General features: G+C 65.5%; 24 protein-coding genes. 9 read left to right on the forward strand and 15 right to left on the reverse strand.

Annotated features, from left to right (window positions below; genetic code table 11):
* Positions 1-157: 157 nt before the first annotated feature.
* Both QFZ70_RS12470 and QFZ70_RS12475 read right to left on the reverse strand, forming a co-directional pair.
* Positions 158-1357, reverse strand: a complete 1200-nt coding sequence (locus QFZ70_RS12470) for an amidohydrolase (RefSeq protein ID WP_307095976.1) — start codon at positions 1355-1357, stop codon at positions 158-160.
* Between the two features lie 86 nt (positions 1358-1443).
* On the reverse strand, positions 1444-2577 hold the full coding sequence (locus QFZ70_RS12475; protein ID WP_307095978.1) for a mannose-1-phosphate guanylyltransferase: 1134 nt from the start codon (positions 2575-2577) through the stop codon (positions 1444-1446).
* Positions 2578-2843: 266 nt separating this feature from the next.
* Here QFZ70_RS12475 and sdhC point away from each other — a divergent pair, with 266 nt between their 5' ends.
* From sdhC to QFZ70_RS12500, 5 genes are all read left to right on the forward strand, one after another.
* Complete coding sequence (gene sdhC / locus QFZ70_RS12480; protein WP_015936418.1) at positions 2844-3224, forward strand: succinate dehydrogenase, cytochrome b556 subunit; 381 nt, start codon at positions 2844-2846, stop codon at positions 3222-3224.
* A gap of 3 nt (positions 3225-3227) precedes the next feature.
* Positions 3228-3689: a succinate dehydrogenase hydrophobic membrane anchor subunit gene (locus QFZ70_RS12485; protein WP_307095981.1), complete on the forward strand. Its 462-nt coding sequence runs from the start codon at positions 3228-3230 to the stop codon at positions 3687-3689.
* 108 nt (positions 3690-3797) lie between these two features.
* On the forward strand, positions 3798-5597 hold the full coding sequence (gene sdhA / locus QFZ70_RS12490; protein ID WP_307095983.1) for a succinate dehydrogenase flavoprotein subunit: 1800 nt from the start codon (positions 3798-3800) through the stop codon (positions 5595-5597).
* Position 5598: 1 nt separating this feature from the next.
* A complete protein-coding gene (locus QFZ70_RS12495; protein WP_307095984.1) occupies positions 5599-6381 on the forward strand; it encodes a succinate dehydrogenase iron-sulfur subunit in 783 nt (260 codons plus the stop codon).
* 101 nt (positions 6382-6482) lie between these two features.
* Positions 6483-7253 carry a S9 family peptidase gene (locus QFZ70_RS12500; protein ID WP_307095986.1) on the forward strand — a complete coding sequence of 257 codons (771 nt, stop codon included), beginning with the start codon at positions 6483-6485 and terminating at the stop codon, positions 7251-7253.
* On the opposite strand, the gene QFZ70_RS12505 is transcribed toward QFZ70_RS12500, so the two are convergent.
* From QFZ70_RS12505 to glyA, 10 genes are all read right to left on the reverse strand, one after another.
* The gene (locus QFZ70_RS12505; protein ID WP_307095988.1) at positions 7210-8280 is read right to left on the reverse strand and encodes a YihY/virulence factor BrkB family protein; all 1071 of its coding nucleotides are present in this window, start codon (positions 8278-8280) and stop codon (positions 7210-7212) included. The two genes, QFZ70_RS12500 and QFZ70_RS12505, sit on opposite strands and share 44 nt — an antisense overlap.
* Positions 8281-8317: 37 nt before the next feature.
* Positions 8318-9040, reverse strand: coding sequence for a 2'-5' RNA ligase family protein (locus QFZ70_RS12510; protein ID WP_307095990.1), 723 nt, complete (start codon positions 9038-9040; stop codon positions 8318-8320).
* A gap of 4 nt (positions 9041-9044) precedes the next feature.
* Positions 9045-10088 carry a tryptophan--tRNA ligase gene (gene trpS, locus QFZ70_RS12515; RefSeq protein WP_307095992.1) on the reverse strand — a complete coding sequence of 348 codons (1044 nt, stop codon included), beginning with the start codon at positions 10086-10088 and terminating at the stop codon, positions 9045-9047.
* 20 nt (positions 10089-10108) lie between these two features.
* Complete coding sequence (locus QFZ70_RS12520) at positions 10109-10942, reverse strand: exodeoxyribonuclease III (RefSeq protein ID WP_307095993.1); 834 nt, start codon at positions 10940-10942, stop codon at positions 10109-10111.
* A gap of 10 nt (positions 10943-10952) precedes the next feature.
* A complete protein-coding gene (locus tag QFZ70_RS12525) occupies positions 10953-11513 on the reverse strand; it encodes a hypothetical protein (protein WP_307095994.1) in 561 nt (186 codons plus the stop codon).
* 77 nt (positions 11514-11590) lie between these two features.
* On the reverse strand, positions 11591-12424 hold the full coding sequence (locus QFZ70_RS12530) for an ABC transporter permease (RefSeq protein ID WP_307095996.1): 834 nt from the start codon (positions 12422-12424) through the stop codon (positions 11591-11593).
* Positions 12421-13275 carry an ABC transporter permease gene (locus QFZ70_RS12535; RefSeq protein ID WP_307095998.1) on the reverse strand — a complete coding sequence of 285 codons (855 nt, stop codon included), beginning with the start codon at positions 13273-13275 and terminating at the stop codon, positions 12421-12423. Before QFZ70_RS12535 ends, QFZ70_RS12530 begins: the two co-directional genes overlap by 4 nt.
* Before the next feature lie 4 nt (positions 13276-13279).
* Positions 13280-14281 (reverse strand): ABC transporter ATP-binding protein, encoded by a 1002-nt coding sequence (locus tag QFZ70_RS12540; RefSeq protein WP_373461587.1) that lies wholly within the window; start codon positions 14279-14281, stop codon positions 13280-13282.
* Positions 14282-14406: 125 nt separating this feature from the next.
* Positions 14407-15324 carry a bifunctional methylenetetrahydrofolate dehydrogenase/methenyltetrahydrofolate cyclohydrolase gene (locus tag QFZ70_RS12545; RefSeq protein WP_307096001.1) on the reverse strand — a complete coding sequence of 306 codons (918 nt, stop codon included), beginning with the start codon at positions 15322-15324 and terminating at the stop codon, positions 14407-14409.
* 3 nt (positions 15325-15327) lie between these two features.
* Positions 15328-16626: a serine hydroxymethyltransferase gene (glyA, locus tag QFZ70_RS12550; RefSeq protein WP_307096003.1), complete on the reverse strand. Its 1299-nt coding sequence runs from the start codon at positions 16624-16626 to the stop codon at positions 15328-15330.
* Positions 16627-16900: 274 nt separating this feature from the next.
* On the opposite strand from glyA, the gene purU reads away from it, so the two are divergent.
* From purU to QFZ70_RS12565, 3 genes are all read left to right on the forward strand, one after another.
* Complete coding sequence (gene purU, locus QFZ70_RS12555) at positions 16901-17761, forward strand: formyltetrahydrofolate deformylase (protein ID WP_307096005.1); 861 nt, start codon at positions 16901-16903, stop codon at positions 17759-17761.
* Between the two features lie 27 nt (positions 17762-17788).
* Entirely contained in the window at positions 17789-18457 is a 669-nt protein-coding gene (locus QFZ70_RS12560; protein ID WP_307096007.1) for a class I SAM-dependent methyltransferase, read from the forward strand.
* Between the two features lie 84 nt (positions 18458-18541).
* A complete protein-coding gene (locus QFZ70_RS12565) occupies positions 18542-19060 on the forward strand; it encodes a gamma carbonic anhydrase family protein (RefSeq protein ID WP_307096009.1) in 519 nt (172 codons plus the stop codon).
* Here the strand turns inward: QFZ70_RS12565 and QFZ70_RS12570 are convergent.
* Positions 19057-20790 (reverse strand): NAD(P)/FAD-dependent oxidoreductase, encoded by a 1734-nt coding sequence (locus QFZ70_RS12570; protein WP_307096011.1) that lies wholly within the window; start codon positions 20788-20790, stop codon positions 19057-19059. The genes QFZ70_RS12565 and QFZ70_RS12570 overlap by 4 nt on opposite strands.
* Positions 20787-22334, reverse strand: coding sequence for an amino acid permease (locus QFZ70_RS12575; RefSeq protein ID WP_307096013.1), 1548 nt, complete (start codon positions 22332-22334; stop codon positions 20787-20789). The genes QFZ70_RS12570 and QFZ70_RS12575 overlap by 4 nt, the downstream gene beginning before the upstream one ends.
* Positions 22335-22441: 107 nt before the next feature.
* On the opposite strand from QFZ70_RS12575, the gene QFZ70_RS12580 reads away from it, so the two are divergent.
* Positions 22442-24088, forward strand: a complete 1647-nt coding sequence (locus tag QFZ70_RS12580) for a PucR family transcriptional regulator (protein ID WP_307096015.1) — start codon at positions 22442-22444, stop codon at positions 24086-24088.
* On the opposite strand, the gene QFZ70_RS12585 is transcribed toward QFZ70_RS12580, so the two are convergent.
* The gene (locus QFZ70_RS12585; RefSeq protein WP_307096017.1) at positions 24067-24861 is read right to left on the reverse strand and encodes a nitrilase-related carbon-nitrogen hydrolase; all 795 of its coding nucleotides are present in this window, start codon (positions 24859-24861) and stop codon (positions 24067-24069) included. The two genes, QFZ70_RS12580 and QFZ70_RS12585, sit on opposite strands and share 22 nt — an antisense overlap.
* Between the last annotated feature and the right edge of the window lie 148 nt (positions 24862-25009).

The following is a 25009-nucleotide window of genomic DNA, read 5'->3' on the forward strand; positions in this document are numbered from 1 at the left end:
TGTGCACAACTTACAATACGCCGCCTACAGCCAGGCCGGGTTGGACGTTGCGGGACGGTGCCATGGAAACAGCCCTGATTGCGCAGGGACTGCACTGGCGCAGCGAGGCCGGGCTTCAGTCCGCAGCCTCGTACGACGGCGTCCCGCGCCCTTGGCCCTAAAGGTCGCGGATGGTGCGCAGCGCCGCTGCTGTGAGGACCCGGATGCCGAGCCCCAGGGCGCGTTCGTCCAGGATGTAGTCGCCCCGGTGGAGGTCGTATTCCTCGCCGCCGGGGGTCTTGGTTCCAAGCCGCATCATGGCGCCCGGGAGCTCGGCCAGGAACCAGGCGAAGTCCTCCCCGCCCATGGACTGCGGCGTCAGCACCACGGCGCTTTCGCCGATTTCGGCGCGGGCAGACGCTTCGATGATGGCCGTCTCATGCTCGGAGTTCACCACCGGGGGCACTCCCCTAGTGTGCTCGAGGCGCACGTCAACGCCGTACGGGGCAGCCACCTGGTGGACCACCTCATCCAGCAGCTCCCCGGCGGCGTGCCACGCCTCGCGGTCCAGGCAGCGCATGGTCCCTGCCATATAGCCGGTTCCCGGAATGGCGTTCGGTGCCGAGCCGGCGGAGATCTGGCCCCACACCACCGAAACTCCGCTGCGGACGTCCACGCGCCGGGACAGGACGGCGGGAACATTGACGGCGATCTGGGCCAGGGCGAAGACGAGGTCCTCGGTCAGGTGCGGGCGGGACGTGTGGCCGCCGCGGCCGGAAAGTTCGATCCGGATGGTGTCCGAGGCCGAGGTGATGGCGCCGATGCGGGTACCGATCTTGCCCACTTCGATGCGCGGATCGCAGTGCAGGGCAAGGATCCGGGGAACGCCGTCCAGAACGCCCTGCTCGATGCACGAGTGGGCGCCGCCGGGCATGGTTTCCTCTGCGGGCTGGAAGATGATGCGGACGGTGGCGCCGAGGGGCTCCTCCAGGTGCATCCGGTGCAGCACCAGGGCAATGCCCAGCATGGTGGTGGTATGGACGTCGTGGCCGCACGCGTGGGTGACGCCATGGTTCTTCGAGGCGAAGAGCAGGCCCGTTTCCTCGATGATGGGCAGGGCATCAATATCACCACGTAGCGCGGTGGCGATGGGGCCTTCACCCACATCCACGGTGAGTCCGGTGCCGTCCAGCCGGCGCGGATTGAGGCCCGCGGCTTCGAGCCTGTCGGCCAGCTTGTCCGTAGTGCGGAATTCCTTGAAGGACAGTTCCGGGTGCGCATGCAGGTCCCGGCGGAAATCGATCAGTTCCGGCAGGAGCGGCTCAAGCCAGGGAGCCACCAGCGCGGTGGGCTCGGCTTCCGTAGTGTAATTGCGCACTGGTTCACTCTAGCGAGGGTCGCTGGAATACGGGCCATTGCGGTCCCCGCGTTACATCCGGGAACCGCGACGGCAGAAACGGCGCCTCAGAGGACGTCGGTATCCCCGCTGGCCTTGAGGGCGTCCACCGCTGCCTTGACCCGCTGAGAGTTGGCCATGGTGGTCACGAGCAGCGCATCCGGGGTGTCCACAATGACAACGTCCTCGATACCGATGAGGGCGATCACACGCTTGGTGTCGCTGACCACCACACCGCTGGAGTTTTCGGTGAAGACGCGCGCGCCCTCCCCGAGCACCGTGACGTCGTCCACTTCCTTGGCACTGTTGAGCCTGCCCACGGAAGCAAAGTCGCCGACGTCGTCCCAGCGGAAGGAGCCGGGCACGACGGCGACGTCCCCCGCTTCGGCGGCAGGTTCGGCGACGGCGTAGTCGATGGCTATTTTGGGCAGGGTGGGCCAGACGCGGGCCGTGACTTCGTCGCGGGCGGGGGTATCCCAGGCGCGCGCAATTTCCTGCAGGCCCTGGAACAGCTCGGGCTGGTTGGCTTCGAGGTGTTTGAGCAGCAGTGCAACCGGCGCCACAAACATGCCGGCGTTCCAGACGTAGTTGCCGCTGTCCACGTACTGCTGGGCTACTTCCTCGTTCGGCTTTTCGACGAACTCCACTACGTCCTGGGCACTGGGGGCACCGTCGATGTGGAGGTCCCGGCCGGACCGGATGTAGCCGAACCCGATGGAGGGGTGCGTGGGCTTGATGCCGATCGTGACAATCTTGCCGGCGGCGGCAGTGTGGATGGCCTCCCGGACGGCCTGCTGGAAGAGGCTGTCCGGACTGATCACGTGGTCTGCCGCGAAGGAACCCATGATGGTGTCCGGATCACGCTCGTGGAGGATGGCGGCGGCAAGGCCGATTGCCGCGCCGGAATCCTTGGGCTCGGACTCCAGGACCAGGTCCGAATCCTGGACTTCCGGAAGCTGCCGGCACACCGCTTCACGGTGGGCCTGCCCCGTAACCACCAGCACCCTGCTTCCGGCGAGCGGGTGCAGCCGGTCGTAGGTGGCGCGCAGCAGCGTGCTGCCCGAACCGGTGAGATCGTGCAGGAACTTGGGAGCTGCGGCTCGCGACAGGGGCCAAAGGCGGGTCCCCACTCCGCCTGCCGGGATCACCGCAATGAAGCGGTCAAGGGGTGAAACCGGGCTTGTCACTTTGTCTGTACTCATCAGTCCCCACTTTAGCCGACCGGATACAGAGGGCCCCTTCCAGCGCCCCCAGCCGCAACATATACCGCCCGGGCTGCAGGGAATTGTGGCGTTTGTCTCATTAATCGGCGGATTCCTTGCCGTTACTGGGCACCAAGGAGTTCCTAAATTGAATAAGCTGTTAGCGGAGCCTAGATTTAGGCTCCGAGCTACGAGTGCTCTCGCAGCAGGCGTTCCCCCCGCGTGGATCCCATGCCAGCGCCGCTGTGTTGCAGGGAGGTTTATCAGTGCCGACAAAACCAGCTGGCACCTTGTACCGCGGCCGTGAAGGCATGTGGTCCTGGGTAGGACACCGGATTACCGGTGTAGTGATCTTTTTCTTCTTGTTGGTCCATGTCTTGGACACCTCCTTGGTACGGGTGTCTCCGGAGGCCTACACCGCGGTGATCGGTGCCTACAAGAACCCCCTGATGGCCCTGGGTGAGACCGGCCTTGTTGCCGCCATCGTTTTCCACGCTTTCAACGGCCTGCGCATCATCGCGGTGGACTTCTGGAAGAAGGGCGCCAAGTACCAGCGCCAGATGCTCTGGGCAGTCCTGGGCCTCTGGGTGGTCACCATGGTCGCCTTCTCCATCCGCCACCTGTCCCTCGCGCTCGGAGGTCACTAAGCCATGTCTGCAACCATCGAGAGCCCGCGCAGCGGTCGTATCGCCCCCCAGTACCGACGCACGGGCGGAAGCCGTGGCAACTTCGAGATGATCGCCTGGCTGTTCATGCGGCTTTCCGGCGTGGTGCTGGTAATCCTTATCTTCGGCCACCTTTTTGTGAACCTCCTGGTGGGCGAAGGCATCCACGCCATCGACTTCGGCTTTGTTGCCGGCAAGTGGGCAGACCCGTTCTGGCAGTTCTGGGACCTCACCATGCTCTGGCTGGCCATGCTGCACGGCACCAACGGCGTCCGCACCATCATCAACGACTACGCCGAAAAGGATTCAACCCGCCGCTGGCTGAAGACGGTCCTCTACTCGGCCACCGTCGTCATCATCGTGCTGGGCACCCTGGTGATCTTTACCTTCAACCCGTGCCCCGTGGTTGACGGCGTTCCCCTGCCTGGCGGGTTCTGCCCTGCCTAGCACCGGCAGCATCCCGGGCCCGCGGGTACAACCGCGGGCCTTGTTTTGCGGAGCGGGCAACGCCCGACCGTTGTTTTATAGCGAATTTTGAGAGAAAGAGCGTCTGGTATGCAGGTCCATAAGTACGACGTCGTCATCGTCGGTGCCGGTGGCGCTGGCATGCGCGCCGCGATCGAGTCCGGTCAACGCGCCCGCACAGCAGTACTGACCAAGCTCTACCCCACCCGCTCGCACACCGGTGCGGCGCAGGGTGGCATGTGTGCAGCCCTTGCCAATGTCGAGGAAGACAACTGGGAGTGGCACACGTTCGACACCGTCAAGGGCGGCGATTACCTGGTTGACCAGGACGCCGCAGAGGTCATGGCCAAAGAGGCCATCGACGCCGTGCTGGACCTGGAAAAGATGGGCCTGCCGTTCAACCGCACGCCCGAAGGACGGATTGACCAGCGCCGGTTCGGCGGGCACACCCGCGACCACGGCAAGGCTCCCGTCCGCCGCGCATGCTACGCCGCGGACCGTACCGGCCACATGATTTTGCAGACGCTGTACCAAAACTGCGTTAAGCACAACGTTGAGTTCTACAACGAGTACTACGTCCTGGACCTGCTGACGGTCGAAGAGGACGCAGTCCGCGAGGACGGCACGCCGTACAAGCAGAAGCGCGTTGCCGGTGTGGTTTCCTATGACCTCGCATCCGGTGAGCTGCACGTGTTCCAGGCCAAGTCCGTGGTGTTCGCCTCCGGCGGCGCCGGCAAGGTCTTCAAGACCACCTCCAACGCCCACACCCTCACCGGTGACGGCATGGGCATCGCGTTCCGCCGCGGCATTCCCCTGGAAGACATGGAGTTCTTCCAGTTCCACCCGACCGGCCTCGCCGGTTTGGGCATCCTGCTTTCCGAAGCCGCCCGCGGTGAAGGCGCCATCCTCCGCAACTCGGAAGGTGAGCGCTTCATGGAGCGCTACGCCCCCACCATCAAGGACCTGGCGCCCCGAGACATCGTGGCCCGCTCCATGGCAAACGAAGTCCGCGAAGGCCGCGGCTGCGGCCCGAACAAGGACTACGTCCTCCTGGACCTCACGCACCTGGAGCCGGCGCACATCGATGCCAAACTCCCGGACATCACCGAGTTCGCCCGCACCTACCTTGGCGTGGAGCCCTACACGGAACCGGTTCCCGTTTTCCCGACGGCGCACTACGCCATGGGCGGCATTCCCACCAACATCACCACCGAGGTCCTGCAGGACAACGACACCGTGGTCCCCGGCCTGTACGCAGCCGGCGAGGTTGCGTGCGTCTCCGTTCACGGGTCCAACCGTTTGGGCACCAACTCGCTGCTGGACATCAACGTGTTCGGCAAGCGCGCCGGCATCGCCGCTGCGGAGTACGCCAAGACGGCTGATTTTGTGGAACTGCCGGAGAACCCGCTGGCATACACCACCGAACTGCTGGACATTGCCCGCAACGGCGTCGGCGAAGAAAAGGTGGCTGTAATCCGTAAGGAACTGCAGGACACCATGGACGCCAACATGCAGGTATTCCGCACCGCGGACACCCTGAACCAGGTGCTGCGCGACATTGCCTCCTTCGAGGAACGGTACAAGCGCATCAACGTCCAGGACAAGGGCAAGCGCTTCAACCTTGACCTGCTCGAGGCCGTTGAGCTGGGCTTCCTGCTGGAACTGGCCAAGGTCATGACCGTGGCAGCCCTGCACCGCGAAGAATCCCGCGGCGGACACTTCCGCGAGGACTTCCCGGAACGCAACGACGAGAAATTCATGAAGCACTCCATGGCGTACAAGGACGACCACGCGCCGGCGGACGGACCAGCAGAGGCAATCGCCGGTATCCGTCTGGCCACCAAGCCGGTTGTCTTTACCCGCTACGAGCCGATGGTGAGGAAGTACTAAGATGACCGCTGAAACCGCTGAGCCAGCCTCAAAGATTGAACTGCCTGCCGGCGTCGGCGGTGGCGGCGAAATCCCCACGTTCGATGTGCACATGCGCGTCCGCCGGTACAACCCGGAGGTCTCCGAAGAAGCCACCTGGGATGACTTCCACCTCACCATGTACGGCACCGACCGTGTCCTCGACGCCCTGCACAAGGTCAAGTGGGAAATGGACGGCAGCCTGTCCTTCCGCCGCTCCTGCGCGCACGGCGTCTGCGGGTCCGACGCCATGCGCATCAACGGCCGCAACCGCCTCGCCTGCAAGACGCTCCTGAAGGACCTGGACACGTCCAAGCCCATCACCGTGGAGCCCATCAAGGGCCTGCCGGTGGAGAAGGACCTCATTGTGGACATGGAGCCGTTCTTCCAGTCCTACCGCGAGGTTATGCCGTTCCTCATCAACAAGGGCCACGAGCCCACCAAGGAACGCCTTCAGTCCGCCGAGGACCGGGAGCGCTTCGATGACACCACCAAGTGCATCCTTTGCGCCGCGTGCACGTCCTCCTGCCCCGTGTTCTGGACCGACGGCCAGTACTTCGGCCCGGCCGCGATCGTCAACGCGCACCGCTTCATCTTCGATTCACGCGATGACGCCGGCGACATGCGCCTGGAGATCCTTAACGACAAGGAAGGCGTGTGGCGCTGCCGCACCACCTTCAACTGCTCGGAAGCATGCCCCCGTGGCATCCAGGTGACCCAGGCCATCCAAGAGGTCAAGCAGGCCATTCTCTCCCGCAAGATCTGACAAAGGATTTAGCGGACGACGGCGCTGTCCCCCACCTAAGGGGGTCGGCGCCGTCGTCGTTTCCGCAGTTGAGCACCTCCGCATCGAAGAAAGGGGACGCCGTGTCCCGCTCTGAAAAAGTTTCCTTTGCAGGTTCCACCGGCGAGATGCTCTCCGGCATCATCGACGTTCCCGAGGGCCCGGTGAAGGGTTGGGGGGTCTTCTCCCACGGGTTCACGCTGGGCAAGGACGCGCCGTCGGCTTCGCGCATGTGCAAGGCGCTGGCGGACAGCGGCGTGGGCATGCTGCGGTTCGACAACCTGGGCCTGGGCGGCTCGGCCGGCGAGTGGTCCGCGGGTTCCTTCAGCCACAAGGTGGCAGACACGGTGAAGGCCGCGGAGTTTATGCGGAGCGAGGGGAAACAGATTTCCCTGCTGGTGGGGCATTCCTTCGGCGGCGCCGCAGTGCTGGCGGCTGCCCGGGAGATTCCCGAGCTCGACGCCGTCGCTACCGTTGGGGCGCCCTTCTCACCCAAGCATGTGGCGCACGTCTTCGACGCTGCGCTGGACAGGATCCTGAGCGAAGGCAGCGCCGAGGTGGACCTCGGCGGGAAGCGGGTGGAGATCCGCAAGCACTTTGTGGAGGACCTGGAGAACGCCGACCTCACTGATTGCATCAAGCAGCTGCACAAGCCGCTGATGGTGCTGCACTCCCCCACGGACAACACGGTGGGCATCGAGAATGCCAGCACCATCTTCCAGACGGCTCGGCATCCCCGGAACTTCGTTTCCCTCGAAGGCAGTGACCACCTCCTGACCGGAAAGGGCCAGGCCGCCCGGGCTGCCAGGATTATCGCTGCCTGGGCCGACCAATACCTCGACGCCGGCCAGTAGCCGGGGCGGCGGTGTCCGTGCGCACCGACGCCTTGCCCGGCTGGACAGGCACCTTGCCGGGCTGGACCTGGCGGGCTCCCCAGGTGCCCTTCTCGTGCCCTGAAGACTGGTGCTTGAGGTCGGCCTCCCGGATGGCGGCCCATCCCGCCGAGATGAGGTAGACCTGGCTCACCAGGTTGAACCAGATCAGCAGCCCGATGATGATGGCGAACGGCGCGAGGATGGGATTTCGTCCGGCGCCGGCCAGCAGTTCGGTGCTGAAGACCTGCAGGACGGTAGTGCCCACTGCGGCCAGGATGGTGCCTTCGAGGAGCGCCCGCCGTGACAGCTTCAAGCTTCCGGCCAGCCGGAACATAATGATTGCGGTCACCCAGCTCAACACCAGGGGAACCCCAATCTTGATGGACGTGGTCAGCGGGCCCGCCAGTACGGCGTCGAGCCGCAGGAAGTCCGAGACCCACCCGGCTGCCGTGCCGAAGACCAGGGACGCGCCGGCGCTGATGACGAGGGCAACACCCAGCAGAAGCAGCGTGCCGGCGTCGCGCAGTTTCAAAAGGATGGGGTTGACCAGCAGCGGGGACAGCACCATAACGCCGCGCAGCCCGTCCCGAAGTCCGGCAATCCATCGCAGGGACGTAAAGACGGTGACTGCTGCGGCGATGGTTGCGGTCCAGCCGAGCCCGTCCGGGTTGAGCAAGTCCTGCGGATCGACGAGCCCTTCGGCGCCGTTCAGCTTCAGGAGCCCGGGCGCGCTTTGGGCCACGCTGCTGATGATGGTGTCCAGGAGCGCAGGCTGTCCGCGCAGCACCAGCCCGGCGATGGAGAAGCCGGTGGTGAGCAGGCCGGTGATGGAAAAGAACATGTTGAAGCCAATGCCGGCGCTCATCAGCGGGCCGTGCTGAAGGGTGTAGTGCCGGAAGGCGCGCATGGGCCGGAGCGCGTTGAGGCGGGCAAGGAGCCAATGGAAGGTGGCCATCAGGGTGGCGAACGGGCCGCCCCCTGCCCGGCGTGCCTTGCCCAGCTCCATCTGCTTTTGGATGACGGCAAGCTTTAGCCGGGCCTGCTCAGTGGGAAGTGGCTGTTGTTCCGCTTGCTTCGGTGGCTGTGTCCGCGGCGGCGTCCGTGAATCTGGTGCCGGCGTCGTTGTCAGTTTCGGTCCCAAAGTCCAGCTCTTCCCGTAGCTGCCAGATGCCGTCAGCATCGTGCTCGTAAAGTCCCATGCTAACCACGGGGAAGGTGGCCCTGTAGTTCTTCAGCACCGTTTCGGCTTCATCGAGGCTTTCCGGGGCGACGTCGTGGGCGATGGTGACGTGCGGGTGGTAGGCGAAGGGCAGTTCGCGCTGGAGCGGGCCCTGCTGCAGCTTTTCGTGCAGGTCAACACAGTCCGCGAAGCCGTCCTCCACATTGATGAAGACCACGGGCGAAACCGGACGGAACGTCCCGGTCCCGGCGATGGTGACCATAAAGGGACTTTGGTTCAGTGCCACCTGCCGGACATGCTCCAGAGTGGCCTCCCAGTCCTGGGTTGGAGTGGTGGTGACCAGTGTGATGTGGGCCGGCACCACGTCGGCGAGCGGGTCGCCGAACGAAGCCCGCCAACGCTGCAGCTCTTCAGCCACATCCGGCGGAAAGCCCAGGATGACGCCCACACTGACGTCTTCCGTACGGGGCGCGGTGGCAGCCTTCCTGCCGGAAGCCTCCGCTGGGTCGCCTTGGGGGTTACCGGACATTCCCGCCACCTTGGTGGAGCGGGAGCCTTCCCTTGCGGTGACTTTGCTGGATGGCATGGCGCTAGCGGACTCCTGCAAGGGAGAAGGACGGAAGGAAGCCCATGTGCTCGTAAACCTGACCCAGAGTTACGGAAGCGATTTCGCGGGCACGCTCGGCGCCGTGCGCCAGCAGCCTGTCCAGTTCCGCCGGGTCTGACATCAGCTCGTTGGTGCGGTCACGGAGCGGCGTGACGAACTCCACCACCACCTCGGCGAGGTCCACCTTCAGGTGGCCATACATCTTCCCCTGGTACTCGGCTTCGAGTTCCGCCACCGACTTACCCGTCAGGGACGAGTAGATGGTCAGCAGGTTGGAGACGCCGGGCTTCTCTTCAGAGTCGAACCTGATTTCCGTCCCGGCATCAGTCACTGCGGACTTGATGCGCTTTGCGGCGATCTTGGGGTCTTCCAGCAGCTGGATGGCGCCGTTGGGTGACTCACCCGTCTTCGACATCTTGGCGCTGGGGTTCTGGAGGTCGTAGATTTTGGCACGTTCCTTGACGATGGTGGCCTCAGGAACCGTGAACGTGGGGCCGAACCTCGTGTTGAAGCGCTGGGCCAGGTTCCGGGTCAGCTCCAGGTGCTGGCGCTGGTCCTCCCCCACCGGCACCAGGTCCGTCTGGTACAGCAGGATGTCCGCGGCCATGAGGGTGGGGTAGGCGAACAGCCCCAGGGTGGCGGCGTCGGCGCCGGACTTCTGGGTCTTGTCCTTGAACTGGGTCATCCGGGAGGCTTCACCGAAACCGGTGATGCAGTTCAGGGCCCAGGCCAGCTGCGCGTGCTCGGGCACGTGGGACTGGACGAAGAAAATGCTTTTGTCCGGATCGATGCCGGCCGCGATGTACTGGGCAGCCACGATGCGCGTACGCTTCGCCAGTTCAGCGGGGTCAAAGTCCACGGTGACGGCGTGCAGGTCCGGGATGAAGAAGACGGCGTCGTACTCGGCCTGCATGTCCACCCAGTTGCGGACCGCGCCGATGTAGTTGCCCAGGTGCAGCGAGTCCGCTGTGGGCTTGGCGCCGGAAAGGATGCGCTTCTTGGTTGCCGTGGAAGTCTGGCTAGTCATGGGGAGGAAACCTTCGGGGCTCAAAGCTGGTAATCCACTACCAGCGGGGCATGGTCGGAGAAGCGGGTGTCCCACGAGGCCGCCCGGTCCACCACCGCGGAGATGGCGGCAGACGCCAGTTCGGGGGTGGCCAGGTGGTAGTCAATGCGCCAGCCGGTGTCATTATCGAACGCCTTCCCGCGCTGGGACCACCACGTGTACGGCCCGTCAACGTCGCCGGCCAGGTTGCGGTGGACGTCCTGCCAGCCGATTTCCTCGCCGAAGAACCGGTCAAAGTAGGCGCGTTCTTCGGGCAGGTGGCCCGCCTTCTTCACGTTGCCCTTCGAGTTCCTGATGTCCCGGGGCGTGTGGGCCACGTTAAGGTCCCCCACCACCAGGGCGTGGTCGCTGTGTTTGGTCAGTTCCGGGAGGCGGGTGCTCATGGCGTCGAGGAACCGGAATTTGTCGTCCTGCTTGGGCGTGCCCACCTCGCCGGAGTGGACGTAGGCGCTGGCAACAGTGAGCTGGACAGGGTGTCCGGCGGCGTCGGCGAACCGGAAGTCAGCCTCCACCCAGCGGCCGGCGGTAGCGAAGTAGTCATCGCCGATGCCGTTCCGCGTTTCGAGGGGCTCTTCACGGGCGGCGATTGCGACGCCGGCACGGCCCTTTGCTTCGGCCTCGGCGTGCAGGATGTGCCAGCCGTCGCCCAGCAGCTGCCGGACGATGGCGTCCGGGGCGCGGACTTCCTGCAGGCAGAGGATGTCCACTTCGCGCGGCTCGAGCCACGCCGCCATGCCGTTTTTGTAAGCAGCCCTAAGGCCGTTGACATTAACGGATGCGATGCGAAGGTGGTCCTTCTTCAATGCCGAGATCACCCGCTCCACTCTAGTCGATGATGGTTCCGGTGACCGGCTCTCCGCTGCCGCCGGAGGACTTGATCATGTCCCTTGCATTCGTAGCGGTGATCTCGATGGTTTCCAGGGCCCGGCTAATGGTGTCCTGGTTGGCGGCCGCACCCTTGGCACGTTCCTCCTCCACCACGCGGATCTGCACCTGGACGATTTTGAAGGAGTGGTCCAGTTTGAGGTCCCGGACCTCTTCGGCCTGGCTGCGCTCGGCAACAACACGGGTTCCGCCCTGGTCCGCGTAGGAGGACGGACCGCGTCCGGCAGCTGTGGTGAAGGCGTTCTGGGCTTCAGTCAGCTTGGCTCCGGCTTTCTTGGCGGCCTTCTGGATGCTGAAGACAACGAAGCATGCGAGGGCGAGCCAGAAGGCGGCGATGACGGCAACAACCCAGCCCACGACGTCGTTCTGGTTGGCCGCGAAGATGACGGCAACCACGAACGCGGTGACAAGGACCATCAGTCCTGGCCCGCTGATGCGGAACATGGAGAATCCGCCCCTGGCGGGTTTGGAGGATGACTTGGAGCTGCCCAGAGATTGCATGCACCCATTCTCTCAAATGCCGGAGTATGCTCCCGCCGCCTTCCACCCCCGGCGAACAGCCCCCTCCGGCAGGCAGGCTACTTCAGGAAGAGCTGCCGCAGCCGCACCGTGGTGAGGAGCATTCCGGCGGCGGTCATCACCAGGTAATAACCGATGTGGATGGGGGTCGCCGCCGTGAACGTGCCAACGCTGATCTGGCGCAGCAGTTCCACCCCGTGCCACAGCGGCATGGCCTGGATGAGCCATTGAATCGCCTGCGGGTAGACGCTGAGCGGGTAGAACGTGGCGCTGAACAGGAACATGGGCAGCATGATGAAGTTGATCCAGTCCATCTGCTGGAACGTCTTCAGGAAGCTGGTGATCCCCATTCCGATGCTGGCGAACCCGAATGCGATCAGCACCGAGGCTGGAACCATCAGCAGCGCCCAGGGTGTGGTGATTAAACCCATCACACCCATCACGGCTGTGAAACCCATCGCATAGAGGAGCCCACGCAGGAGTGCCAGGAAGATCTCCCCCAGTGCCACGTCCAGCGGCCCCAGCGACGTGTACAGCATGCCCTGGTACAGCTTGGCGAAGTTCATCTTGAAGAACACGTTCCACGTCGAGTCGTAGACCGCGCCGTTCATCGCCGAGACGGCCAGCAGGGCCGGAGCAATGTAGGCGGCGTAACTGATCTCCCCACCGCCCGGGCCCTGAACCGAACCCACAATCGCGCCCAGCCCTACTCCCATGGAGATCAGGAACAGGACCGGTTCAAAGAATCCGGAGAGCATCACCAGCCAGTTGGTGCTTTTCGTAGCCAGGAGCCCTCGCGAAATCACGGCCTTGGCGTTGCGGGAATAGAGCGCCCCGAACGTCCTGTTGCGGGCCTCGTCCGCGGCGCTCTTCACGGGCAGCCCGGGGCTCATCGGCCCATCCTTGCCGCGAACTGCCGCCGCGTCAGGAACCAGCCCAGCACTGCCAGGCCCACCAGCACCACGGCATGCAGGATGGTCAACAGCGGCGGTTCCTGGTACCCGTAGCTGAAAACCCGGCCCAGTTCGGTGCCGTGCCAGATCGGTGAGATCCAGCCGATCCAGCGCACCGCCAGCGGGAGGCTGTCCAGGGGAAAGAACGTGCCGGAGAACAGGAACAACGGCATCACGATGAAGCGCATCACCAGCGCGAACTGCCCCTTGTCCTCAGTAATGGACGCGGCATACGCCATCAGCGGCAGGCCGAAGGAGAGCCCCGCCAGCGTGGCAACCAGGATGGTGACCCAACCCCAGCCGCCGGGCGCCGCACCGAAAAGGGCAACGGCAGCAAAATAGACGGCGGATTGCAGCAGGAACCGCAGGGTCACCGCCATAATGTGGCCGGCGGCTATCTGTTGGGGCGTCAACGGCGAGGCGTGCGGTCCGTAGTAGGTCCGGCGCCATTTGAAGCCGTCCATGACGGGAAAGGTGAACTCGTTGGCGGCCGTCATGACCGCGGCGGAGACCACCAGTGCCGGCGCTACGAACGTCACGTAGCCCACTCCCCCGAAGGCTCCGGTGCCCTGGGAGTCAACCAGGGTGGCCAGGCCCACGCCCATGGCAAACAGGTAAGCCACCGGGTGGCCCACGCTGTACATGATGATGGACCAGCTGTAGCCCTTCATCACCCTGAGCACCTGCTCGGCGTAATAGAAGGCGCCCCAGCGCCTCGCCTTTGCTGCAGCCGTCTCAGGGCTGTGCGCCCGGGAAGGCACCTCCGTTTTGCCGGTCAAGCCTGCCTTCACGACCTCATTCAACGAGGCTCCTGCCCGTCAGCCGGAGGAACACGTCTTCCAGCGAGGACCTCCGGACCAGTGATGTCAACGGTCGCAGGCCGTGCGACGCTACCTGCTCAAGGGCCGCCTCGCCGTCGTGCGCGTAAATCAGCACCCGGTCCGGCAGGACCTCCAGCCGCTCTCCGATCCCGTCCAGCTCCGCAGAAATGGTGGTGTTCCGTTCGGACCCGAACCGCAGCTCCACCACCTCGCGGGTGGAGTGCTCGCGGATCAGCTGCGCCGGGGACCCCTCGGCCATGATGCGGCCCTTGTCAACCACGATGAGCCGGTCGCACAGCTGCTCGGCCTCGTCCATGTAGTGCGTGGTCAGGATCAGCGTGACGCCCTGCTCCTTGAGCCGGAACAGCCGGTCCCAGAGGATGTGCCGGGCCTGCGGGTCCAGTCCGGTGGTGGGTTCATCCAGCAGCAGGATCCGCGGCTCGTTGATGAGCGAACGGGCGATGGCCAGGCGCCGCTTCATGCCGCCGGACAGCGCGTCCACCTTGGACTTTGCTTTGTCCGTCAGCTGGGCAAACTCGAGCAGCTCGTCGGCCTTCGGCTTCAGGTAGCTCATGGGCAGGCCGAAGTAGCGGCCGTACACCAGCAGGTTGTCCCGGACCCGGAGTTCCTCGTCGAGGTTGTCCTGCTGCGGCACCACACCGAGGTGCGCGCGGACCTCCGGTCCGTGGGAGTCCGGGTCCAGGCCCATAATGTGGAGGTTCCCGGCCGTGCGCCGGGTGACCCCGCCGATCATCTTCATGGTGGTGGACTTGCCCGCACCATTGGGTCCCAGCAGGCCGAACGACTCCCCCGCCGGGACGCTGAACGAGATGCCGTCCACAGCGGCAACGTCGCCGTAGATCTTGCTCAGGTTCTCAGCCGTGATAACGGTGCGGCGGGGTTCGGTGCGGGGTTCGGCGGCGGGCTGGACGGCACCGGCTGCGGCGCCGGAGGACACGGTGGCTTTGTTGTGCACCCTCCGCAGACTAGTAGAGCTGCCCGGCAGGTGGAAGAGGACCGTCGGTTCTGTCCTTAAAGTCCGACGACGGCGCGCCCCATGAGCGCAAGGGGCGCGCCGTCGTCGGGCGTTGAGAAGACGAACTACCGGGTGATTCCGCTTTGCTGTGCCAATTGGCGTTCCGCGGCTTCCACCACGTTGGTCATCAGCAGTGCAACGGTCATGGGACCGACGCCGCCGGGGTTCGGCGAAATCCAGCCGGCCACCTCGGCCGCGGCGGGCTCGATGTCGCCGTGGACCCTGCTCTTGCCCGTCTCGGGGTCGGTTTCGCGGGTGACGCCGACGTCGAGCACGGCAGCGCCCGGCTTCACGTCTGCGGCCTTGACGATGTGCTTCGCACCCGCCGCGCCCACGATCACGTCCGCCTGACGCAGCAGTTCCGAAAGGTTCTCGGTCCCGGTATGCGTCAGTGTCACGGTGGCGTTCACGGCGCGCCGCGTGAGCAGCAAGCCGATGGAACGGCCGATGGTGACGCCGCGGCCCACCACCACAACGTGCTTGCCGGCGAGGCTGTAGCCGTTGCGCTCGAGGAGCTCGATGACGCCACGGGGCGTGCACGGCAGCGGCGAGGTGATCTCGTTGTTGACGTTGAGTACCAGCCGGCCAAGGTTGGTCGGGTGCAGGCCGTCGGCATCCTTGGCGGGGTCGATGCGCTCGAGGATGGCATCGGTGTCCAGGTGCTTGGGCAGCGGCAGCTGCACGATGTACCCGTGGCAGGCAGGGTCCGCATTGAGTTCGTCGATGAGGGCTTCAACCTGAGCCTGGGTGGCATCCGCCGGAAGCTCACGCTGGATGGAGTTCATCCCAATCGCCTCGGACTGCTTGTGCTTCATGGACACATACAGCTGGGAAGCGGGGTCAGCGCCCACGAGCACAGTGGCAATGCCGGGAGTGACGCCGGCGGCCTTCAGCGCCGCGACGCGCTCCGTCAGCTCAGACTTGATGGCGGCCGCGGCCGCCTTGCCGTCAAGAACCTTTGCAGTCTGGGTTGTCTTAGTCATGGGTCACCACTGCTCGTGCGTCGGGTACAGCGGGAAGTCGGCCGCGAGCTTGTCCACGCGTGACTGCAGGGCCTCGACGTCGGCGGCGTTGCCGGCCTTCAGCGCGGTGGCGATGATTTCTGCCACCTCGGTGAATTCGGCGGCACCGAAGCCGCGGGTTGCCAGGGCCGGGGTGCCGATGCGCAGGCCGGAGGTGACCATCGGAGGGCGGGGATCGAACGGAACGGCGTTCCGGTTGACCGTGATGCCCACGGAGTGCAGGAGGTCCTCAGCCTGCTGGCCGTCCAGCTTGGAGTTGCGCAGGTCAACGAGGACCAGGTGTACGTCGGTGCCGCCGGTGAGGACGGAGACGCCGGCTTCGGCGACGTCCGCCTGGTTGAGGCGGTCGGCGATGATCTTCGCACCTTCCAGGACGCGCTCCTGGCGCTCCTTGAACTCCTCGGTGCCGGCGATCTTGAAGGCCACGGCCTTGGCGGCGATGACATGCATCAGCGGGCCGCCCTGCTGGCCCGGGAAGACGTTGGAGTTCAGCTTCTTGGCCCACTCCTGCTTGGCCAGGATTACACCCGAGCGCGGACCTGCGAGGGTCTTGTGCACAGTGGAGGTAACGACGTCGGAGTAGGGCACCGGACTCGGGTGCAGGCCTGCGGCAACCAGACCGGCGAAGTGCGCCATGTCGGTCCAGAGCAGCGCGCCAACCTCGTCGGCGATGGAACGGAAGGCAGCGAAGTCCAGGTGCCGCGGGTAGGCGGACCAGCCGGCGATGATGACCTGGGGCTTCTCGGCGATGGCCTGCTCGCGGAGCCTGTCCATGTCCACGCGGAAGTTGTCTTCCTCCACCTGGTAAGCAGCCACGTTGTAGAGCTTGCCCGAGAAGTTCAGCTTCATGCCGTGGGTCAGGTGGCCGCCGTGGGCCAGGGACAGGCCGAGGATCTTGTCGCCCGGGGTGATCATGGCGGACAGCGCTGCGGCGTTGGCCTGGGCACCGGAGTGCGGCTGGACGTTGGCGTACTCCGCGCCGAAGAGGGCCTTGACCCTGTCAATGGCCAACTGCTCGGCGATGTCAACGTACTCGCAGCCGCCGTAGTAGCGGCGGCCCGGGTAGCCCTCTGCATACTTGTTGGTGAGGACGGAGCCCTGGGCTTCCATCACGGCGCGCGGGGCAAAGTTCTCGGAAGCAATCATTTCCAGGGTGCCGCGCTGGCGGCCGAGCTCCTGGTCCAGGACTGCTGCGATTTCGGGATCAAGCTCAGCCAGCGGCTGGTTGCTGACGGCGGTGGTGGAGGTGGCTGTAGTAGTCACGAAGAACTCCTGGCTAGGGATAACGGGCACTGCTTAGGTCAGGCTACCGGTTGACGCACTTTCGCACCTCCATATGACAGCGCAAAAATGCGGTCATGGCGCTGCAAGTACTGACGGGGTGCAGCACCAATTCCGGCAAGACATGACCCTCGGCCCAGGCGTACGATCCGTGGTCTTCGTGATTGCCGCTCCCTGGTGGTTAGCCACCCAACGCCAGTTGCGACCCTTTCAGCCTACCAAATCCGCAGCGCCCTGCGCGGGTACGCTTGTAGGCGTGAGTGAAGAGCAGCTGAACCAAGCGTACGTAGTAACCCTGTCCTGCCCGGACCGCCCGGGGATCGTCCATGCGGTGGCCGGCGCCCTGCTGGTGGCGGGGTGCAATATTACCGATTCGCAGCAGTACGGCAGCCCGGCAACGGGAAACTTCTTTATGCGGGTAGAGGTGACGACGGTGGCTGCCGCGTCAGAGCTTCGGGTCGCCCTGGAGCCGGTGGTACAGGCATTCGGCATGCAGTGGAGCCTGAATGCGGTGGGGCAAAAGGTCCGGACCCTGGTCATGGCCAGCACCGCCGCCCATTGCCTCAATGACCTGCTGTTCCAGCAGCGCTCCGGAACCCTGCCCATCGAGATCCCCGCCATCGTGTCCAACCACCAGGACCTTGCCGGGCTGGCCGAGTTCTATGGCATTCCGTTTCACCACATCCCTGTCACCAAGGACACCAAGGGGCAGGCGGAGGACAAGCTCCGCGCCATCATGGCCGAACACGATATTGAACTGACGGTCCTGGCCCGCTACATGCAGATCCTTTCCGACGAGCTCTGCACCGAGCTCACCGGCAAGGCCATCAACATCCACCACTCCTTCCTGCCGTCCTTCAAGGGCGCCAAGCCGTACCACCAGGCGCACGCCCGCGGCGTGAAGCTGATCGGTGCCACCGCCCACTACGTGACGGCTGCACTGGACGAGGGCCCCATCATCGAGCAGGAAGTCATCCGCGTGGACCACGCCCGCACACCGGAGCAGTTCGTCCAGATGGGCCGGGACGTTGAAGGCCGCACGCTGGTCCAGGCGGTGCAGTGGCACGCAGAGCACCGGGTGCTGCTGGACGGCAACCGCACCGTCGTCTTTAACTGACGGTGAACTAAGCGTCAGGGAGGCGCGATGGAACCGGGGGCGGAGGACGGCGAGCGCCGCCTGGCCGACTTCTACAACCGGCGGGCCGCTTCCGGCGCCGACCGCCCGCCGTCGCGCAACCGCGTGAAGCAGCGCCAGCGCTTCATCGCCCTGCTGAAGGCAGAGGGGCGCCACTCCGTCCTCGAAGTCGGGACCGGGACGGGTCTGGACGGGTTGAAATTCGTTCAAGCGGGCATCCATTACACGGGAGTGGATCTCGCTGAGGGGCAGGTCCGGCTGGCCCGGGCCAGGGGCCTGGGTGTATCAGTTGCGAGCGCCCGGCGCCTGCCGTTCCCAAACGGTTCGTTCCCGGCATTGTGGTCGATGAGCACCTTGCTGCACATCCCCGCATACGACATCGACGTCGTCCTGGCAGAGCTGGTGCGCGTCACCGCTCCCGGCGGGCTGATCGCCGTCGGCCTCTGGTCCGGCGACGATGAAGAGGTACTGAATCCCGAGGACGACGTCGAGCCCCGCTTTTTCAGCCGGCGCAGCGACGCGACGGTCCGGGAAGTTTTTGGGCGCCATGGCGATTTCGAAGACTTTGTTACGTGGTCGGAGGGCACGGGTGCAGAATCCGGGCCCGGTGCCGGGTACTGGACCCAGCACTACCAGTTCCTGGTCCTGCGCACCCCCGCGCCTCCCCCACCCAACTAGCTCGCAGTTAACGTCCCCATTTCGGGTTTTCACGACTTTAACTGCGAGCTACTTGGACCACGGCGGATGTCCTAGGCTTGGCGCATGGCTCCTCTGTACCCCTTCGCCGGCAACACCCCGGCCGTCCACGAATCCGCTTTTGTTGCGCCCACCGCCTCGATCATCGGCAACGTCACGATGGCCGAGGACTCCAGCGCGTTCTACGGGGTCTCCGTACGCGCCGACACCGCCGCCATCACCGTCGGTGCGGGCAGCAACGTGCAGGACAACGTGGTGCTGCACGCGGACCCCGGCTTCCCCTGCACAGTGGGCCAACGTGTCAGCGTGGGGCACGCCGCCGTCGTGCATGGCTGCACTGTGGAGGACGACTGCCTGATCGGCATGGGCGCGACCGTACTTAACGGCGCCGTCATCGGCACCGGCTCGCTCGTGGCAGCCGGCGCCGTCGTCCTGGAGGGCACCATCGTCCCGCCCCGCTCACTCGTGGCGGGCGTGCCGGGCAAGATCCGCCGCGAACTCACCGGCGAAGAGTACGACGGCGTCCGGGCCAACGCGGCGCGCTACGTGGAGTTGGCCAAGGCGCACCGGGAGATGCACGCCTAGTCCAGGGAAATTGGGCCAATTTCGTCGAGCAGTTCGCCGGGCCCGGGGTTGCCGGGTGCGGCGGAACCACCCAGGTGGTTCAGCACTCCCCACACCGCGTTGAGCCCGGTGGTGACGGCGCCTTCAGCCCAGCCTGCCGTGAACGAGACGTCGTCGCCGGCCAGGAAGATCCCGCGCTGTGAGTCCGGCAGCGCGTCCTGCTTGAAGTGCGTGAACAGCCGCTGCTGGTAGCGGTAGTGGCCGGGCAGGTTGGCTTTGAAGGCACCCATAAAGTTGGGATCGGCCTCCCAGGAAACGGTGATCGGCTGGCCCACGATGTGTCCTGCGATGTCCACTCCCGGGTAAATCTGCTCGAGCGAATGCAGCATCAGTTCCACGCGCTCGTCCGCGTCCAGCGCCAGCCACTTCAGAGCGTCGTCGTTCCAGGTGTAGGAGAGCAGGATGACGGCGGGCTGGTCCGGCCCGTTGTCCAGGAGGTACGTTGCGCGGTTGAGCCGGTCCGTGAGCGTCATCGAGAGTACTTCGTTCCCGGTTTCAGGATCGATGTCCTTCCAGAACGGCCGGTCCACCATCACAAACGTTTTGGAGGACTGCATGTAGTGCGAGCGCTCAATGGCCGTCCACAGTTCGGCCGGGAACAGGGCCTCTTCCGTGTGGATTCGGGTGGACAGCAGCCAGGACTGGCAGGTGGTAACCACGGCGGGGTAGCTGGCTTCGCGGCCCCAGCGTTCGCGGATCCGCAGGTTTCCGTCGGGGTCGCGGCTGATCCTGCCCACGGCGCCGCGCGGGGAGCCGGAGTGCAGCGACGCCAGCGACGTTCCTTCCGGCCAGTGGGCCATGCCCGACGGCGCGTGCTGCCACAGTGCCTCGGGGAGCCGCTGCGCTCCCCCGCGGATAAGCCGGTGCTGGTCGTCGGCGTCCGTGTACACCACCCGGAGGATTTCCAGGATGGAGTTGGGGAAGTCGGTGTCCCAGCCGCCGGTGCCGAAGCCCACCTGGCCGAAGGCTTCCCGGTGCGCAAACCCGGCCTTCCTGAATGACTCGCTGGCCGCGATGAAGCCGTAAAAGGTCTGCTCATCCATCAGCGGCAGCAGCTCGTTCCACAGCTCCTTGATGCGCGCGGTGTCCCTGGACCGGATGGCCTGCTGCATTTCGACAAACTGGGCGCCGTCATTCACGGCTGCCTTCCAGGCATCCGCCACTTCGCGGAAGAACGGCGGCAGGTCGCTGGCCTTCTCCGCATAGTGTTTCTGGCCTGCCAGTTCAATCACCGTGCTGGAGGTGGCCGGGGACAGGGGGTTCGGGAACTCCTCTGTTTCAAGGCCGAGCAGGTCCACGTAGTGGTAGAACGCCTTGCCGGATTCCGGGAAGCGCATGCCGCCGAGGTCCGCCACAACACCGGGCGCAGCGGGGAACGATGCAGTGCGCAGGCGTCCGCCGATCCGATCGGCTTCGTACACCACCGGCCGCAGCCCCAGCTTCATGAGCTCGTACGCAGTGACCAGCCCCGAAAGCCCGGCCCCGATGACGGCGACTTCCGTGCCCAGAAGTTCGGGCGGCACGGAACCGAGGCCGTCCGGGTGGGCGAGGTAGTGGTCGTAGCTGAACGGGAAGTCCGGGTTCAGCATGGTGATGTGACCTGCGTCGGCGCCGCCTGGGCCCGGGGCCGCACCGGGAGTGGCTGATGTGCTGGATGGATCTGAGGCCGGCAGTTCGGTGGCGATGGTCATGGAAGTTCTGCCTTCGTCTGTTCTGGGGTTTGCTGGGTTGAAAGTGGTGGTCCGGAGAGCTCGCGGTATTCCTCGTTGCTGAGTGCCGCCACCCGTGAGTTCCGGCGGCCGTAACCAAAGTACGCGGCCACGCCCACCAGCATCCAGAGGGCGAAGACCACCCAGGTGTCAGCGCCGAGGTTCGCCATCAGGTATGCGCACATCGCGGCGCCGAGGATGGGGGTGAGCGGGAAGAGTGGCACGCGGAAGGTGCGTTCCAGCTCCGGGCGCGTGCGGCGGAGGTAGATGACGGCGACGTTCACCAGGGCGAACGCAAACAGGGTGCCTATGCTGGTGGCATCCGCGAGCGCACCCAGGGGCACCAGCCCGGCGGTCAGCGCGACGGCGGCCCCCACCAGGAGCGTCCCTGCCACGGGGGTGCCGGTACGGCGGGAAACGCGGCCGAAGACCTTGGGGATGAGCCCGTCACGGGACATGGACAGCAGGATACGGGTCTGCCCGTAGAGCACCGTCAGGACGATGCTGGCGATTGCCAGCACCGCGCCCACTGCAAAGACGAGTGCAATCCACGGCTGGCCGGTGGTCTCTTCGAGGATCTTCACCAGGGCCGCCTCCGTTCCGTCGAACCATCCCCATGGCCGGGCGCCGATGGCAGCGACGGCCACCAGGACGTAGATGGTGGTGACAATCAGCATGGACAACATAATGGCCCTGGGCAGGTCGCGCTTGGGGTTCCGCGCTTCCTCGCCTGCTGTGGAGGCGGCGTCGAATCCAATGTAGGAAAAGAAGACGCGGGAGGCTGCGGCGGAGACGCCGGCAGCACCCATGGGCAGCAAGGGCTCAAAGTTGCCGGCGTTGAATGCGGTGAAGGCCACGGCGCAGAAGAACAGCAGGATGCCCACCTTCACCACCACGATGGAGGTGTTGATCCAGGCGCTTTCCTTCGCGCCGCGGACCAGGAGGACGGTTGCGAGCACCACGATGACCATTGCGGGGATGTTGACCACTCCGCCGTCCCCGGGTGGCTGCGACACTGCATCTGGCAGGACGGAGCCGAAGACGGCAAGCGCTTCATTCACGTACTGGCCGGCACCGACGGCGACGGCGGCCACGGAAACGGCGTACTCCAGCACCAGGCACCAGCCGCAGATCCACGCCATCCCCTCGCCCATGGTGGCGTACGTGTAGGAATAGCTGGACCCGGCAACGGGCACCAGCCCTGCCATTTCCGCATAGGAAACCGCGGAGAGCAGTGCGGCCAGGCCGGCGATCGCGAACGAAATCCAGATGGCAGGCCCGGCAAGCGGAACGGATTCGCCCAGAATCACCAGGATGCCGGTGCCGAGGGTTGCCCCAACAGAGATCATGGTCAGCTGCAGGACGCCGAAGCTGCGGACCAGGCGGGGGCCGCCGTCGGAGCTTTCTGCCTCGTTGACCATCTGCGCGATTGGCTTGCGGCGCAGCAGCTGTGCGCCCAGGGCCGGGCGGGCTGCTGTTCCGGCGGTGCCGTCCGGAGCCGGGCCGGAGAGTGTAGGCACAGTCATCGTTGACGTCCGTTCTGTCGTTGGCTGGTTGAGCGGTTTTCCCCTCACCCACAGTAGGGGTGTGAGCCGCATCTCAAGGAGTGCAAAGTGACCTATAGTGTTCACTCATGAGACGTAATGCACCAACCGCCGCTGGTGGCCCGGACCAATTGGACGCCGTGACGCTCGAACAGTTCCTCGCCGCCCTGCCCGCCGAAGTAGCAGTCGTGCACGACGCCGGAAACGGCCAGGTGCCCCTGCGGTGGGTAGAGCCGAGCGAGTTGGAGGACCCCACCCCCTACCTGCTTGACGGCGAATTTGTCCTCACCGCCGGCATGCCCTTCCGGGACGGCGGAAACGACGGCGCCGGCCCCCAAGGGGGCCAAAGTGCGGCCCGAGTGGAGGAGTATGTCCGCCGGCTGGTGGAGGCCGGAGTGGCTGCGCTGGGCTTCGGCCTGCAGCCCTATTACGACGCCGTCCCGGACCACGTGCTGGCAGCCTGCCGGAAGCAGGGACTCACCTTGGTGGAGGTGCCCGCCAGCGTGCCGTTTGCCGCCCTGGGCCTGGAATTCTCCAAGCTGCTTGAGTCCGGAAACGCCCGGGTTTTCCGGCAACTGGCGGAGACCAACAGGCACCTCATGCGGGCAGTGCTTTCGGCCCGGCCGGAGCATGAACTGCTCGCGGCGCTGGCCCAGCGCGTCCCGGCGTGGGCCGTCCTTCTGGGCGCCGACGGCCGCGTTCGTGCCCGGGCGGGTGCCGCCGTCGACCTTTCCCAACTCCAGCCCCTGCTCAAGAAGCTCCTCAGCGGGGCCGGACCCCGGGTGGAAACAGAAACGCTTGATGCCCCGGGCTCGGCGCTGGTCTTCGCCCATCCCCTCCGGAGCAGCAAAGACGCTACCTTGGGCGGGCTGGTGCTCGGCACGGACAAGGCGTTGACTCCCGCGCAGAACAGTGTGGTTTCTTCTGTGGTGGGCCTCCTGGAACTGCTGGTCCGCCAGCGCACCAGCGGGTCCCTGGCGCCCAGCCAGCTGGCCACCGCCCTCCTGCTCCATCCCGAAACGCTCGCCGGCGGCAACACCCGGCAGCTGAACGGGCTAAAGGATCTGCTGGCGCAAAGCGTCGCGGGAACACGGTCCGGACAGGTCCGCGTGATCCAGGGCATGCGGGCAGCGGTTGCACCCGCCGCAGACGACGGGCCGGTCCGGGAGCTGCTGCAGTGGCGCCGGCTGTTCGACAGCAAAATGGTGGAGCTGACCGACTACGGCTTCGCGGCCGTGACCCGGCTGAAGGTGGATGACCAGCTGCTGGCCGAAGTGGAGCACCTCGGGTGGCGACTGGTGGTGGGCGAGCCTACGGAGCTGTCGGGCCTGCCGGAGACCTACCGGCGTGCCTCCTCGCTCCGGCCCCGGGTATCGGCGACGGGCAAAAGCGCCCGCGTCGAGGAGATGACCTGGTCCGTGACCGGCCTGCTCGGCAGGGAGGCCGGCAGCATGCTGGCGGCCAGGATCCTGGCGCCGGTCCTCGAGCTGGAGCCCGAACGCCGTGACGCCCAGCTCCGGGTTCTCCGGTCCTGGCTGGCGGCAAACGGAAGCTGGGACGCCACGGCCAAGGAGCTGGACCTGCACCGGAACAGCGTGCGGCGACAAATCAACGCCATCGCGGAAGTGTTGGACATCGACTTGGGCCAGGCCCAGTCACGGGCAGAGTTGTGGATTGCGCTGCAGTACGTGGATGGGCCGGTAACGGAAAACTCTCAGTCGCCCCAGGAACGATAGAGATCCGGCCGCCGTTCGGCGAGGTACGGCACCTCGCCGCGGGCCTCGGCGGCGGAGTCTTCGTTTAGCTCCGCGAAAAGGAGCTGCGTTTCCTCACCTGCCGCCGCCAGCAACCTGCCGTCCGGCCCGGCGATGACGCTGCCGCCAAGGAACCTGCAGCCCTCCTCCACTCCCGAGTGGTTGGCGTAGGCAATGGCCAACTGGCTTTCCAGCGCGCGAGCACGCAGCAAAACCTGCGGAACGTCGTCAAACCCGTGCGCCAGGGCGGTGGGTACCAGGAGCAGTTCGGCTCCGGCCACGGCTGCGGCACGGACGGCTTCGGGAAACTCGACGTCGTAGCAGATCACCATCGAGGTTGGCACGCCGTTGAAATCCACGACGGCGGGAGGCTCGGCCGCCGGGCTGAACGCCGCGCGTTCGTCAGGACCAAAGAGGTGCACCTTGGAGTAGCCGAGCAGGCTGTTGCCTTCGGCATCCAGAAGAGTGGCGCTGATGTGCCACTCCCCCTGCCCGGTGACCTGGGGAAGGCTGTATACGAGGCCCACCTGATGGCGCCGCGCGATGCCGGCAAGCTTCCTGTGCAGGGCTGGCAGGCGGGCGGGATCCAGTTCCGCCCGGACCCTGCGGGGTGCGTAACCCACGGGAAAGAGTTCGGGTGTCACCAGGACGCCGGCCCCGGCGGCAGCAGCAGATTCTGCGGCTGCATCGATGGCGGCACAGTTCGCGTCCACATCCATCACAACAGCATTGGCCTGCAGGATTGCCAGCAACACAGCGGCCACCTTCCGTCGTCGGACCGGCCCTCAAAAGAAGGCCTAGGAACAGACTAGGCACGGTTTAGGCAGGTCCGCGGGGCCCATTTGCACCGCTCCGCCCGTCAGTGCGGGCAGATCATCCTGGCTTTTCCCCGACGCTCCTCAG

This window comes from Arthrobacter sp. V1I9 (genome assembly GCF_030817075.1).
GTDB lineage: Bacteria > Actinomycetota > Actinomycetes > Actinomycetales > Micrococcaceae > Arthrobacter.

Bases quoted from the DNA above. Each gene is read 5' to 3' on its own strand.
- QFZ70_RS12475 (WP_307095978.1), bottom strand. From the start codon at position 2,577: ATGAGTACAGACAAAGTGACAAGCCCGGTTTCACCCCTTGACCGCTTC.
- QFZ70_RS12485 (WP_307095981.1), top strand. From the start codon at position 3,228: ATGTCTGCAACCATCGAGAGCCCGCGCAGCGGTCGTATCGCCCCCCAG.
- sdhA (WP_307095983.1), top strand. From the start codon at position 3,798: ATGCAGGTCCATAAGTACGACGTCGTCATCGTCGGTGCCGGTGGCGCT.
- QFZ70_RS12495 (WP_307095984.1), top strand. From the start codon at position 5,599: ATGACCGCTGAAACCGCTGAGCCAGCCTCAAAGATTGAACTGCCTGCC.
- QFZ70_RS12505 (WP_307095988.1), bottom strand. From the start codon at position 8,280: ATGGAGCTGGGCAAGGCACGCCGGGCAGGGGGCGGCCCGTTCGCCACC.
- QFZ70_RS12510 (WP_307095990.1), bottom strand. From the start codon at position 9,040: ATGCCATCCAGCAAAGTCACCGCAAGGGAAGGCTCCCGCTCCACCAAG.
- trpS (WP_307095992.1), bottom strand. From the start codon at position 10,088: ATGACTAGCCAGACTTCCACGGCAACCAAGAAGCGCATCCTTTCCGGC.
- QFZ70_RS12525 (WP_307095994.1), bottom strand. From the start codon at position 11,513: ATGCAATCTCTGGGCAGCTCCAAGTCATCCTCCAAACCCGCCAGGGGC.
- QFZ70_RS12530 (WP_307095996.1), bottom strand. From the start codon at position 12,424: ATGAGCCCCGGGCTGCCCGTGAAGAGCGCCGCGGACGAGGCCCGCAAC.
- QFZ70_RS12545 (WP_307096001.1), bottom strand. From the start codon at position 15,324: ATGACTAAGACAACCCAGACTGCAAAGGTTCTTGACGGCAAGGCGGCC.
- QFZ70_RS12560 (WP_307096007.1), top strand. From the start codon at position 17,789: ATGGAACCGGGGGCGGAGGACGGCGAGCGCCGCCTGGCCGACTTCTAC.
- QFZ70_RS12565 (WP_307096009.1), top strand. From the start codon at position 18,542: ATGGCTCCTCTGTACCCCTTCGCCGGCAACACCCCGGCCGTCCACGAA.
- QFZ70_RS12570 (WP_307096011.1), bottom strand. From the start codon at position 20,790: ATGACCATCGCCACCGAACTGCCGGCCTCAGATCCATCCAGCACATCA.
- QFZ70_RS12575 (WP_307096013.1), bottom strand. From the start codon at position 22,334: ATGACTGTGCCTACACTCTCCGGCCCGGCTCCGGACGGCACCGCCGGA.
- QFZ70_RS12580 (WP_307096015.1), top strand. From the start codon at position 22,442: ATGAGACGTAATGCACCAACCGCCGCTGGTGGCCCGGACCAATTGGAC.